Source organism: Legionella steelei (assembly GCF_001468005.1).
Classification (GTDB): domain Bacteria; phylum Pseudomonadota; class Gammaproteobacteria; order Legionellales; family Legionellaceae; genus Legionella; species Legionella steelei.
The window spans coordinates 637-14,400 of the sequence record NZ_LNYY01000021.1; the positions used below are offsets into that span (position 1 = coordinate 637).

The window sequence follows — 13,764 nt, forward strand, 5'->3', positions numbered from 1 at the left end:
ACGGAACCGCTGCGGAATCAGTAACCACTACTCGGTATGTATTCCCACTACTTCCAGTCGTTAAACTTGCAGTGGTATAAGTAGCGCTTGTGCCACCTGTTCCGCTGGAAACGTTGGAATAAGCGCCGCCTGTGCTGATCTGCCATTGGTAAGAATAGGGGGCTATTCCGTTTGAAGTTGTGGTTGAAAATGTTGCCGTTTACCCTGTATCCACCGTGGTGTTAGATGGTGCAGAAGTACTAAGTGCTGCATTAACGGTCAGCGTTGCAGCGCCACTGGTCACGGATGTCGGAACCGCTGCCGAATCAGTAACCACTACTCGGTACGTATTCCCACTACTGCCAGTCGTTAAACTTGCGGTGGTATAAATAGCGCTAGTGCCACCTGTTCCGCTGGAAACGTTTGAATAAGCGCCGCCTGTACTGATCTGCCATTGGTACGAATAGGGGGCTATTCCGTTTGAAGTTGTGGTTGAGAACGTTGCCGTTTGCCCTGCATCCACGGTGGTGTTAGATGGCGTCGTTGTGCTTAACGCAGCACTTATTGTTCCATTGGTCTCAGCTATTGCCGTAGAAAGATTGGCATCTGTGACCTTGATTGAATAATCAAAATCACCTGGAGTGCTCGGTGTTCCGGAAACAGTTCCAGTTGAACTATTCAAAGAAGTGCCCTCCGGAAGAGTCCCCCTGGATACACTATAGGTATAAGGCTCTGTGCCGCCAGTGGCAATATTCTGTTGATTATATGCAACACCAACTTCGGTATGAATTGAAGCTACTGCCTGCATATTAACAGCGACGGTTGTAATAGAGGTGTTGGCTGGAGTATGGCTATTAAGCGGTAATAAACAATACTCATTTATTTTAGAGGTACAGTTCAATATTTTAAACTTCCTGGTATCGACTTTGATACCAGAAAAAGGGTAGGCATGATTGGTAGTAGTCGTGATTCCTAAATTAGTACGATTAACGGTATATTTCTGGCAGGATACAGGTCCTTTGATATTAGCGCAGATGGTAATCGTTGCTGATGCTTCAAGAATAGTGCCGAATTCATGAATTTTAAACAATTCCCCAGGCGCTGCAAAAGCGTTTTGGCTGAGTCCAAAAGTGAGAATAACAATGTTTATGATGTGTTTTATCATGATTCGTCCCTAAATCATTTTTATAATTCATTTATGTAAATAAATTTTACGCCTCCAATAAGGCAGTTATTTTACCGGTTCTGTCGCAAAAAGAAAGAGAAAAAGAACCTGATAAAAGTCCGCATTTTTCGCATTAAGGCTGTCAACCATGCGGTGAATGAATTGATATAGTGATTGATATAGGGGCGGAGCAGAAAAAAATCTGGCTCTACACTAAAAAAGGGGGAACTTTAATCAAATTAGTCTAAACTAAGTCCTTAGCAAGAATTTAAAAGAATAGCTACAGCAATTACCTGGAAAAGAGCGTGTCGAAGTAATTTGTATGGATTTAATTAATACGTACCGTTCTTTAGTAGTGGTCATATGGGCGCACCATTTACCTGTACTTGGAATCAATTTACCATTCGAGATATGAATGAATCCTTGAATTGGTTTGAGACTGATATCGAGTTTATTGAAGAGCAATACCAACAGGGCAAGCTCACTGAGGAAGCCTCATTGGCGTATGAACTGATTAAACGACCCCTTGCCGTAGATGATTCTTGGTTTAAGCGAATGTGGAATATTAATTTACCTGATGTACAGGATGGGTATGCGCTTTTGATTGTTAAAGATGGTGTGTTTTCACTAGAGACTTATTCCTCAGGAATAAAGCTTTTCTAATAGCAGTTAAACAAGATGCTTGTTTTAAATTTCAACTCAATTAGTTTATTTCCTACGTCTCAAGTGAACGTTTATACTATAGAATTATAGTTTTTTTGTGTACTTAAATGTTTCGTAAAGTTTATTAGAACATATCAAATTATCATTTGATATCATATCTACCAGAACCAGTTTTTCTGCAAAGGTTTCAACGATAAGAGAACCATTATTATTAGGTATACCCACCATTTGACATGAGCAAGTATTGGTATAAAAGAAACAATGATACATGCAGCAAAAAACATGACTAATGATAATAGTACTTGCAGAGATGGCGTGTTGGATTTAACGCAAGGGTTAAATTTAGATAATATTGTTTCTCCTGGCTGAGAAATCAAATGGATAATTAAAGGGAAGGCGCAAATGACTAACACTATCAAATAGAACCACCATGCAATACCCATTAAAGGAGGATATACTGACAGGATCATTAAACCAAAAACATAATACACTAACATGACAAAGATATAATCTATCACTTCAAAACGACGCAGTTTTTCAGCCAAGAAGATTTCAGCAGACATGTTTCTATCCTTATAAAAGCCTTCTTTATTCTAAGTATAATGTAAATTGTTAAAATTTACTCAACCGAAAGTCCAAATATAATGATGAGGATCAGTGTTAAGGCTAATAATTGATAGACTAATCTAGAAGTAGGGATAACCCATATTTTTTCTCAAGAGGGCGGTCACGAGGATCTGTAGAGTATAGTAGAGTGCAAAAGTTTTAGAGGCTATAGTGATGATTTCATAAATATTGGTCAACCAGGTTATAGTTAATCAAAAAAATTTAATCGCTTGCACCGTTGCTCTAGCAATTCGAGATATTTTTCCTGCATTTCTTGAGATAAAAAACTGAAACCAATCAGCTCTCGCCATTTTGGTATTACCTGATGAAACTCTTTTATGATCCCATCGATGACGTTCTGATTTAATCCTAATTTTTCAATGGCAAAGTATTTAAGAAAATCACTCTTGGTTAAATTATTTTTTTTCCCTTTTAGAGGTAAAGCCAGTTCTTCTTTGGTATTTTTTTGAGCGATGGTTGAGTTAAGTAAATCGTAGGCTGGTGATATGGAAATTTTTCTATCCTTAGTAATTAAGGAAAAATTTTTTAGATGCATGTCTTCGTTGCCGACCAGGAAATTAAAAAGCGTCAACTTAAATAATTTCACGAATTCAATTTTTGGGAATGTACAAAACTGTTCTATGACTGCAATTACTTTTTCCATAGAACTGTTATATTTCGTGTGTCGGTCTTCACCTGATAGCTGTGCAAAATCTTCTAAAGCTAACTTTTTATTATGGCCTATTCGATCAAAGCGTTTAATGAAGTAGGTTAAACTGTTGTCTTTAGAATAAACCAAACCATGAACCGGAACTTCGAGGCCAATGGCCTTTGCAAGGGTCATAGTAATGGCTTCATTTTCCGGCAATTCTGGGTAAATATCACTTTGTGGTTTTAAAATGTACTGACCCTTTTGATCAACGATTTCAAAACCTCCCTCTTTAATTTTTAGTTTGGCACTTAGTTTCTTTTGGACGCCTTGAATAGACATCTTTCCTACACGAGCAATTGCTTCCTGACGCTGCTCATCAGCACTTAAATCTAATGGGCTAAGGTTTTTTAATTGAGGGGAAAGCAAATTCAATCCACGTTGAGAATAGTTTTCTTGGTCACTAATCTTTTCGTAAGTAATAGGGCAGTGTTTCATCTTAGTTCCTCAATTGTCACTGCGCCTACGACATCTTGGCCAACAAGTATCAATTGACCAAAATAATCATTTTTGTCGATTTTATATTTGCGTAATAATGCTTCAAGCATAATACCTTCAGGGAGTAATCCCTCAAAAAAGGGTGGAAATACGTCAAAATCATAGACCTTATTTTTCAACGGCATAGTGAGTGAAACAGGTGCACCGTGATAATCATCAAAGTAGGTAAATTGATAGATTCCACCTTGTAATTCCTCTAATATTCCAGCCTTAATGCCATTCACTGATATGTATGCTTTTCTCATTAATTATTATCCGTTGTTTGAGGAAAAGGCGTTTCAAATTTCATTTGAATATTTAACACATCTAATACTTTTAGCAATGTATTTAGCCGCACCGATGCTTTCCCTTTTTCAATATCATAGATAACCGTCTTACCGACCCCAGCTAACCGAGCTAATTCCTGTCGCGATAAGCCGCTGTGCTTGCGGTAGTAATGGACTAAATTGGCAATCTCGTGTGTGGGCATGGAAACACCATAAATTAATTATATATTACTGTTATAGCAGTAAAAATGAGTAAAATAAATTTATTATTGCATTTTTTTTGCATTAATTCGTTATAAATTACTGTTATAGCGGTAAATATGCTCAATTTCATGGTTTTCTGCGTATTTATTTATGTTAAATTCAAAAAATTACTGTTACCGCGGTAAATTTTGGGAAATAACAAAAAAATCATTGGCTCAGCCTCAAAATAGAACAAGAATAATTCTTTGATCATATAAAAAATACAGGGACAGAGGGGACAAGTGGGACATCCTTGTAATTACTGGGCTAGACCCGCCCCAGCTTAATTTGCAACCTTGGGACGTATGGGACACGGATAATCACCATTTCCAGTATCAATCAATATCATTCGATAGCATATCTTTGAAATCGATCTTTTGTGCTTGATAAGCTTTGAAGGAATACGCAATACTTTTTCCGAGCTTGAAGTTGAAGCTTTCATAGCCAAAAGGCTAGTGAATATCAATTACTTGTCCAAGGTTAGTCGGATAAGCATTTGAATTCATCTCCAGGGATGGTGCAGGTCGGCATTATGCTGAATGAATAATCACTTGCAGAGTTCCCTATGTCTGCTCAAAAGCCATCCCGCTTACATCTATTAAACGAATTTGACCCAAGCAGAGAATCCATGTGGAAAGCCTTTTTGAGAAAAAATGAACTAGAGCAAAAGCCATTAGCTGAGGTTATTGCTGTGATCAGAAATTTTATCCTGATTCCATTTTCTTTAACAAAGTAAACAAATATCACTTTAAATATTGGCTCACGATAAAATGTAGAACATGGAATAATGTTAATTCGGGTTTATACCAAATCCACGATCAGTGTCTGAATCATTTTTTAAAAGTAACGTATCACCTTGTGAACGCTGTGAATATTATTTTAGAAACGAAAAGATTAATTTTAAAACAACCAATATTATCTGATTTCGATGGCCTATTGCAGTTACGCACTGATCCTCAAGTGATGCAGTATATCGGTACTGGTGACATACAAACAGAAAACCAAGTTAAAGAGTTTATCGAGAACGCAAAACTTTATTCTGATGAATATGGTTTAGGTTTTTATTCTGTATTTGAAAAGGAAACGAATGATTTTATTGGTCAGGCAGGATTGTTTCATCTAGGGTTCAACGTTAATCAGCCTGATATTGAGTTGGCCTATATACTTCATACTAAATACTGGAATAAAGGTTACGCAACCGAGCTTGCAAATTTCTCAAGAGAGAGACTATTGAACTACAAATAGAAAACGGTTATCAAACTACTAGGAAAATAGTAGAAAAAACGCCAAACATCAGCATGATGTAGACTGCTTGTTACCTTTATCCATATTTGGGTAATAAATCCCACAAAATCTTCGTGAAATCAAATCGCTTGCAATCTCGCTTGTATCAAGACCTGATATATGTGAAGCTAATCTGAATTATAGTTTGAGTTCTCGTAAGTTAGCGAAGTTACCTTTCTTTTAATCTTTGTAAACACACTATAATTTGTTCAAGTAACATGGGTATATACTGTTTGAGTCGGAAAAGCGCATTGTGCACCATTTTCAGTAATGATATTCAGAATATTCATCAAAATTTCATGCTGTATGATTTGAAATTGATCCCATTTGGTCATTTTTGAATAGGCAGAAACCATAATATTCAGCGCAGATGGGGCAAACTCAATTAAACTTACAGTCAATGATTGGGAGCTATCAATTTCCTTATGCTGTAAAAGCATCTCTCTGATTTGTTTAGAAATGGCGTTAATTTTATCAGAATCTTGGTAACGAATACCGATATTTGCCTTAACTCTTCGATGCTGCATACGAGATGGATTTTCAACACTGATTGTAAGAAAAACGCTGTTAGGTACATATAAGGGGCGCTTATCAAATGTTCTGATTCTAGTCATGCGCCATCCTATGTACTCAACGATTCCTTCAATATTTTTATCAGGCGAGCGAATCCAGTCTCCTACTTTAAAGGGTTTATCCATATAGATGATTAACCCACCAAAAAAATTGGCAAGAAGCTCTTTGGAGGCAAAAGCTATACTAGCGCCACCAATCCCTCCAAAAGCCAGCAATCCAGCAATAGGAATATTCATTATTTGCAAAACTATTAGCAGTCCTAAAATACATGTAATGAATATTGATAACTGACTTAACGCATGTATTAATGTTTTGTCTATAACTTTATTGTTCTTAATGCGTGCTTGGATATAGAGTGCTTCCAACCGTCGAATAAAGCGAACTAGTGCCCAGCATAAAATAATGATAATCAATACGGTTCTTATTTGCAGATGATTTACCGCAAGAAAATAATATTTTTTATGAGTTAAAATAATCGAACAGCAAAAAGATAAGGCAAGTAGCCAAAATAAAAATACCATAGGTATGCTTATTGCCTTTAATAGAGCTTCTCCAAAAATAATATTTAACCTTTCTGCTCTAATTGTTAAGTGATGCACTACTCGTTTGCCAAGTATTTGTAAAAGAGTTGTAATTCCAATGACCATACAAATATAAACAATCCACATATTAGTCAAAATCAAATCATGCATTTAAATCGCCTTTAATATTGGGTTCTACAGATCTAGTTGTTTTTTATTTTATGTCGCGGGTTCTAAAGAAAGAAGTAAGTTATCTCTCATTGATTTACAATAGGTTTCTTTTATTGCAAAGATGGATAATAGTGTTGCAATAGTTGTAAAAACAATCAAAATGAAAAGTGCTTCTTTATAATTTTGCATGCCTGCTGAGCAAGATAGAAGACTGCCAATCAATGGTGCTCCGCTTGCTGATAGGAGTGCTATCATTGCATTGTTAAATCCTAACCCACCGCCTAAGTACTCCTTTTTGCATTGTTCTGCAATGATAGCAAATCCTATACTTTGACCACTAGCACTTAGACCGAGTAGTAGAAAGCATAATACTGTTGCAGTTTTTCCAAGTGGAAAAAAGATAATACCCGACAGACAAAATAAGGCAATGAAAGAACTGGCGAGCATTAAAGGCTTTCTACGATGTATTTTATCAGATATAAAGCCTAATAAAGGACATCCCAATGCATATCCAAGCCATGCCAAAGTTATCATATAGGAAGAAAATGTGGAGGAGAGCCCTTTTTTTACTAGAAACTCAACGCCTACATTTTCTGATAAATAATCAATAGAAAAATAAATACAAGCCGAAAATAGTGCAATGTACCAGATTTGTATTTGACTCATTATTTTTATCAAGCTTTTAGTAACTGCTGTCGGTTTTGCAAGAATAATAAATTTTCTACTATTAGTGCGATTTTCCTTTACGAACAGGAAAACGAGCAATGCAATCATAAGGCCTACGGCTGCCATACAGAAAAAAAAACTTCGCCAACCCATAGCTGAAGTTTGGGATAAAGAGTGTAATGGACCAGCTGCCATCATTGGCCCCATGGTTCCTATGAATTGAGAAATTCCGATATAAAAGGCGACGCTTCTCCTGGGCATCCAATCATAAACTGCGATGAGCAAACAAACAAAACCGAAGGAGGAGCCAAAGCCCATGGCTATTCGACATATCATAGCCGTAGCAAGTTGATAAGATATCGCAAATCCTGCAGTAGAAATAGAACAAAGGAGAGCAGCCATAAATAATGATTTTTTCAAACCAATGCGAATAGTAATAATTCCGACTGGAATTTGCATTAATCCATAAATAAGCGAATACCCAGTGGTACTTAATAAAGAAAAAGAAAATGGTGTTAAGCTTAAATCATTCGTTAACTGCGTTTGAAAAGTGCCTACGACCGTACGTAATATAAACTCATACATAAAAAAAAGCGCACAACTGAACCAGACAAGGATTCCTGTTGCATTAATTTTGTTTTCTATCTCCACTATTGTTTGCTCTCATTGTCCCAGGCCTCCAAAACTGACTTAGCCCGGTTATTATCAATAAAAGTAGCTACTTTAAAAATAGTTTGCCCTTCATGAATTAAAGGGTTGCAATTTATACCTACAACTATTCCCTCTTGATCTGCTTGTACAACTTCAGCCGTATCCGCACTAAATGGGTCATTGATGAGGCCAATACGCTGTCCCTTGCTGATTTTTTGTCCAAGCTCCACCATGCTTAGCAAAACTCCACTACGATGTGCTCGGATCCAGTCTTGATCCTGAGAAAAAATTGATTTAAATGCGCTTTTCTCACTATGCTCAGAATAACGAAGCATATTCATAGCATTCATAATATGATGAATCCCGGAGACTCCTAGCTTAATTGCCGGTTCGTTGAAACGCATTGCCTCGCCTGCCTGATAGATAAGTGCTGGAATAGCTAATTGTTCAATTGTTCTTCTTAATGAGTTTGCTTCTGCACTCACATTAGTAATCACAGGAGCTTTAAAACTTTGAGCTAAATGTTTCGCTTCAGCATTATTAAGATCACAATAAATTTGCGGTAAGAGCTCATGGTTTAGCGAACCAGTTCGCAATTCAACGCAGACATTTGCTTTACTTAATATTTCTCGCGTAAAGATATACGCTAATCGTTCACTGTAAGAGCCGTTCTCTATGCCGGGGAAGCATCCCTCCAAGCTCGTATGATTATGGGCTCTGGATGGATCAATTAAACCTAAAATATTTAGAACAGGTACTGTAATTAGCGTGCCTTTTATTTGAGAAGGTTTAATAGACTCAATGAGACGATTTATAATTTCCAAGCCGTTCAACTCATCTCCTTTAACAGCGGAAAAAATTAGCAGACACGGTCCAGGCTCTTTACTGTGAACTACCTTTATAGGCATGTATAATGAAGCGCAGGAATATAAATCAGGTAGAGGCAAAGCTAGATTTACCTGTTCACCAGGATGAATGATCGCATTACAAATTTGCAGTTTGGAATTTTTCATAAGCAATAAATTAAATACTCTCCTTTCTCCAACAAAAGAAGCATACTAACAAATTTTTAATAATGGTGCAAAATTAGGCATGAAATAGATCACCAAAATCCATAATCGAACTGGCCTTTTCTTGGGAAAGAGCTTGCCTATAATTGGCTAAATTTTTCCCCCAAAGATCTAAATCATAATTTAGTCTGAATAGACATGTGTTCATGAGCAACATAGTCAAAAGGATCATTAAAATCAAGAGGGCTTGCAAAGTAAATCTGATTATTAGCAAGCATTGAGATAGCTCGGGCATCAAAGTTGCGATATGTATAGAGGATTTCAGGAGGTTTCTTTGACATCTTTGTTGCTACTTTTGGTGATTTGTTATTTCTAAGTGCCCCATCAGTGCCCCTCAGAGGTCTTAAATTTCTTGAACTACTCGTAACTACTTGATTTTATTGGTGGGCCCACTAGGACTTTAACCTAGGAGCAACGGATTTTGAGTCACCCAGATTAAAAATAAGCAATTGATTTTATTATAAATTCTATCTCAGGAATCCACTGCAAATGTCCTACGATGTATAACAATGTCGTACTCAAATACACAAAATCCCCACAGTACAATATTCAATTATTTATTTGTTCAGTTAAATCTATCTCTTGTCTGAGGTAGAATATTTTAATTGATTCAGCATGAGATATATCGCGGGCATAAGAATTAAAACTAAAGGCACGGCTAAAATTAATCCAGAAATAATCGCAATGGCAAGAGGTTGTTGCATTCCAGAGCCTGTGCCAATACTTAATGCGAGTGGTAACAATGAAAGAATAGCTATAATTGAGGTCATTAAAATTGGGCGCATGCGCATTATTCCAGAAGTGATTATGGTATTTCGATTATGACGATGATGAGTGCGCAGTTCGGCAAAATAAAAAATCGCAATTTCGGTAACAATACCAATAATCATTGTCATCCCCATCATGGAGGAAATATTTAATTCAGTATTGGTTATCCAAAGACCAAAAAAAATTCCCGATATAGATAATAAAGTGGTAAATAAGATGCTTAATACGATGAGCACGTTCTCATATAAATAAAGAAGTAAACCAGCAACCAATAATACGGCACTAATGAAAACAATGATCAGTTGATAAAAAGAATGTTGTTGTTCTTCATAAAGGCCCCCGTATTGTATGTATACATGAGGTGGGAGAGTGAAGTGATTCATTTTGGTTTTAATTTCTGCAAGAGTGGTACCCATATCTCTGTTTTCTATGCGGGCAGTTACAGCAATCATAGACTTTAAGTTTTCACGAGTAATTTCCGCTTGTCCCTTTTCTATAGTGATTTCCGCAACATTTTGTAATGACACATAATGTCCTGTTGCAGTGCGCAAGGGTAAGAGTTTTAGTTTCTCTATTCGATCGTGCAACGCAGGAGGCGTCCATACACGAATACCAACTACTTTTTCACCTTGTTGAATTTGGCTGACAACAGTACCCATTAACTGAGTTTGAATTTGTTTGGTGATTGACTCTGGATCTAAATTCTTCAAAGCGGCTTTTATGCGATTTATTTTAATGATGATTGCATCTCCAGAGATGACAATTCCATTTTTTATTTCTACTACTCCTGGAACAGTAGATATTAATTTGGCAATTTTTTTTGCTGTATTTTGCAAAACGTGCTCATTATCACCAAATACTTTAATTTCAATCGGTTGTGGAACAGCTGTTAAATCACCAATCATATCCTCCATGAGTTGTGCCGTTTCAACTTTTATTCCAGGAACAAGTAAATTAATTTGATGTCGTACTTCAGTCATAATCTCATCAATATCACGACGCGGAGGTGGATTAAGACGGATAAAAAAATCTCCAGTATTAGGTTCAGTCAATCCACCTCCTAGTTGTAATCCTGTGCGGCGCGAGTAGTTACGCACTTCAGGAGTTTTTTTAATGATTTGTTCCACTTGTTTTAATAATCTATCAGTCTCGGTCAGGGAAGTACCGGGTTGGGTGATGTAATCCAGAGTGAATCCTCCTTCATCCATCTTAGGCATAAAACCTGAACCTACTTGTGTATAAGAAAAATAACCTATAAATAGGATGATCAAAATGCTGAGGATGGACCAAATTGATTTTTTTAGAAACAGGCGCATGAATGAGTGATATATTTTGTATGTTTTTTTTAATTTTGGACCAGCTCGCTCGAGTTTTTTAGCATCTACTTGTTTCAGCAACATTTCTCCAAGTAATGGAACGACTAAAAACGCGAAAAAAAATGAAATAATCAGTGCAGTTGCCATAGTAATGGCTAAGGCTTTGAAAAATCCGCCGGTAATCCCTCCAATAAATGCAAGGGGTAGAAAGATAATAATTGTTGCTAACGAAGATCCTGCTAACGGGTGCAACATTTGCATGGCGGCACTTAAAACGGGCCCATGAGTTGGCTCACCCTTGTGGCCTTCACTTAAACGTCGCATGATGTACTCTAACATAACCACACCATCATCGATAACTAGTCCAACAGCTGAAGCCATACCGCCTAATGTCATGATGTTAAAGCTCATATTTAGGACATAGAGCAGCAAAATAGAGGTAATGAGCACACATGGAAGAATGATAGCAACAATTAAGGTCATTCGGATGTTGCGTAAAAATAAGAATAAAATAATTACTGCGAGCACAATACCAATAAGAATTGCATCACGGACACTGTCTGCTGCTCCAGTGATTAATTGTGATTGGTCGTACCAGGCTTTAACCTGAATATCGGCAGGGATTTGATCATGAAAATTTTTGAGTTGTTGTTTTATTTTTTTTGCAATTGAAACAGTACTTGCACCGGGTTGTTGCAAGATATTGAGTAAAACAGCATCCTTCCCATTCGCTGTGACCCGAGTCCACTGAGGGACTGTGCTTTTAATCACTGTTGCAACATCATCCAAATCAATAATTCCACTGGTACTGCTTCGTAAAATAGTATGGTTTAGATCATCAACATTGCGTAAACGCGTATCTGATAAGATTAGGTAAAGCCTATAATGCTCTTCTAATCGTCCTACAGCAGTCACTATATTATTTGCTGTCAGAGCAGTGATGACCTCATTAAGTGTAATATTTGCGGCTTGTAACTTCATTGGATCAACAAGTACTTGATATTCCGCTTCTTGACCTCCAACAACTTGTACCTTGGCGACTCCTGGGACAACAGATAACATAGGACGCAATTGAAAATAAGCAAAATCTCGTAGTGATACGAGATCACTTTGATTTGATGTTAAGGATAAACTGAGTATTGGGTAAATAATGGGATCCATTCGTTGTGCAGTAAAAGTTGTTTCGTGAGGAAGTTTAGGCAACACTTGATTAATCGCTGATTCCACTTGCAACAACGCGGTGACCATATCGCTATTCCAATTAAAGTTTACGGATAACTCCGCAGTACCTCTACTGCTTGTTGAGCGTATACTGATTACTTCAGGAACAGCGCGTAATGCTTGCTCTAAAGGTTCAGTGACCTCAACAATCATACGATCTACAGGGCGATCGCCTGAATCAACCAAAACTAATATTCGAGGGAATTGGATATTGGGAAACAACATTACTGGTAATTTAAAAGCAGTTAATAATCCACCAAACGTCAATAATATTAATAAAAACAATACTGACATCCGATGTTTTTGTAGCCACGCGCCGATCATGGTTTTGACTCCACACGTAAGAGCATCCCATTGCTTAGTTCATAATTCCCAAGAATTACAACAGTCTCATTTAATTTAAGACCTTGCTTAATTGCAACGAATTGCTCATTTCCTCCGTCAACAGTCACCCAACGTTTCACAGCGATGTGATTCACATCGACAAAAATGTAAGCTCTCCCATTCTCATAAAGAACAGCGCTTCGTGGTACTGCAAGCATTTTTTGTGGTTTTGTTAATACAATTTTTCCCTCTACCATACTCCCAGGAATTAAGCCTGAGGCATTTCCTAAAGGCACAATGACATCAATTAATCCAGTTTTAGGATCTATTTGATCCGTAATATTCGAAATATGCCCTTTATAGGTCAATGAACTGTTATAAATAGGCGTAATAATCACTTTTTGGCCAATATGAATTTTAGATAAATCATCATATTCAATCCCAAGACGAATTTGTGCTTGATTTGTATCAGTATAAGTTAACAAGGTAGTTGCTGGAGAAGCAATCTGTCCGGGTTGAACATTAATGGCAACAATATTGCAGTTGCAATCAGAGCTTAATACACTTCCTGTTTCATTTTGCTGTTGTTGCTCGAGATTACTAAGTACTGCCTCTGACTTAGCTAAATTTTGTTTTGCTGTCTGGACATTCGCATTGGTTGCTAAAAATTGCGAACGTAACTTTTCCACACGATCAAGTTCTTTCTGTGCAAAATCAACTGCAATTTTTGCATTTTCCAGATTTAAATTTGATTTTGCAGTAGTAGATAATTTAATTAATGGCTCTCCTTTATTCACATGTTGTCCTTGAGTGACAAAAATTTGTTGAACTAAGGCTTCATTTTGTATCGTAATTTGTTTGATATGTTCTGGGGCGGCATTAACAATGCCATAGGTTGTTTGTGTTTGAGCAATGGGCATTTGTTTGACTGTGGCGACTTGTACTAATACAGAAGAAGTCTTGTTCACTGTTTTTGAATGATGTTGAAATAAACTCAAAAAAATCACGATAATAAGCGTCATGAGAATGATAATGAGACCCAACTTATTTTTATTAGACATGTAGCGATT

General features: G+C 36.9%; 13 protein-coding genes. 2 read left to right on the forward strand and 11 right to left on the reverse strand.

Annotated elements, in window-relative coordinates; translation table 11 throughout:
• Nucleotides 1–199: 199 nt before the first annotated feature.
• Nucleotides 200–1,144: a putative Ig domain-containing protein gene (locus tag Lste_RS14620; RefSeq protein WP_058511752.1), complete on the reverse strand. Its 945-nt coding sequence runs from the start codon at nucleotides 1,142–1,144 to the stop codon at nucleotides 200–202.
• Nucleotides 1,145–1,507: 363 nt separating this feature from the next.
• Here Lste_RS14620 and Lste_RS14625 point away from each other — a divergent pair, with 363 nt between their 5' ends.
• Nucleotides 1,508–1,807 (forward strand): DUF2433 domain-containing protein, encoded by a 300-nt coding sequence (locus Lste_RS14625; RefSeq protein WP_058511753.1) that lies wholly within the window; start codon nucleotides 1,508–1,510, stop codon nucleotides 1,805–1,807.
• Nucleotides 1,808–1,965: 158 nt separating this feature from the next.
• Here the strand turns inward: Lste_RS14625 and Lste_RS14630 are convergent, their stop codons facing one another.
• From Lste_RS14630 to Lste_RS14645, 4 genes are all read right to left on the reverse strand, one after another.
• Nucleotides 1,966–2,370: a hypothetical protein gene (locus tag Lste_RS14630; RefSeq protein ID WP_058511754.1), complete on the reverse strand. Its 405-nt coding sequence runs from the start codon at nucleotides 2,368–2,370 to the stop codon at nucleotides 1,966–1,968.
• Nucleotides 2,371–2,621: 251 nt separating this feature from the next.
• Nucleotides 2,622–3,560 carry a lpg2370 family Dot/Icm T4SS effector gene (locus Lste_RS14635; RefSeq protein WP_058511755.1) on the reverse strand — a complete coding sequence of 313 codons (939 nt, stop codon included), beginning with the start codon at nucleotides 3,558–3,560 and terminating at the stop codon, nucleotides 2,622–2,624.
• Entirely contained in the window at nucleotides 3,557–3,865 is a 309-nt protein-coding gene (locus Lste_RS14640) for a HipA N-terminal domain-containing protein (protein ID WP_058511756.1), read from the reverse strand. Before Lste_RS14640 ends, Lste_RS14635 begins: the two co-directional genes overlap by 4 nt.
• Complete coding sequence (locus Lste_RS14645; RefSeq protein WP_058511757.1) at nucleotides 3,865–4,089, reverse strand: helix-turn-helix transcriptional regulator; 225 nt, start codon at nucleotides 4,087–4,089, stop codon at nucleotides 3,865–3,867. The genes Lste_RS14640 and Lste_RS14645 overlap by 1 nt, the downstream gene beginning before the upstream one ends.
• 907 nt (nucleotides 4,090–4,996) lie before the next feature.
• On the opposite strand from Lste_RS14645, the gene Lste_RS14650 reads away from it, so the two are divergent.
• The gene (locus Lste_RS14650; protein WP_058511758.1) at nucleotides 4,997–5,374 is read left to right on the forward strand and encodes a GNAT family N-acetyltransferase; all 378 of its coding nucleotides are present in this window, start codon (nucleotides 4,997–4,999) and stop codon (nucleotides 5,372–5,374) included.
• Between the two features lie 248 nt (nucleotides 5,375–5,622).
• Here Lste_RS14650 and Lste_RS14655 read toward each other — a convergent pair whose 3' ends face one another.
• From Lste_RS14655 to Lste_RS14675, 6 genes are all read right to left on the reverse strand, one after another.
• Complete coding sequence (locus Lste_RS14655; protein ID WP_058511759.1) at nucleotides 5,623–6,678, reverse strand: mechanosensitive ion channel family protein; 1,056 nt, start codon at nucleotides 6,676–6,678, stop codon at nucleotides 5,623–5,625.
• Nucleotides 6,679–6,726: 48 nt separating this feature from the next.
• On the reverse strand, nucleotides 6,727–7,995 hold the full coding sequence (locus tag Lste_RS14660; protein ID WP_058511760.1) for an MFS transporter: 1,269 nt from the start codon (nucleotides 7,993–7,995) through the stop codon (nucleotides 6,727–6,729).
• Nucleotides 7,995–9,008, reverse strand: a complete 1,014-nt coding sequence (locus Lste_RS14665) for a succinylglutamate desuccinylase/aspartoacylase family protein (RefSeq protein ID WP_058511761.1) — start codon at nucleotides 9,006–9,008, stop codon at nucleotides 7,995–7,997. The genes Lste_RS14660 and Lste_RS14665 overlap by 1 nt, the downstream gene beginning before the upstream one ends.
• A gap of 173 nt (nucleotides 9,009–9,181) precedes the next feature.
• Entirely contained in the window at nucleotides 9,182–9,346 is a 165-nt protein-coding gene (locus tag Lste_RS19190; RefSeq protein WP_157070772.1) for a hypothetical protein, read from the reverse strand.
• Between the two features lie 294 nt (nucleotides 9,347–9,640).
• Nucleotides 9,641–12,694, reverse strand: a complete 3,054-nt coding sequence (locus Lste_RS14670; protein WP_193393434.1) for an efflux RND transporter permease subunit — start codon at nucleotides 12,692–12,694, stop codon at nucleotides 9,641–9,643.
• Nucleotides 12,691–13,755: an efflux RND transporter periplasmic adaptor subunit gene (locus Lste_RS14675; protein WP_058511762.1), complete on the reverse strand. Its 1,065-nt coding sequence runs from the start codon at nucleotides 13,753–13,755 to the stop codon at nucleotides 12,691–12,693. The genes Lste_RS14670 and Lste_RS14675 overlap by 4 nt, the downstream gene beginning before the upstream one ends.
• Nucleotides 13,756–13,764: the final 9 nt, after the last annotated feature.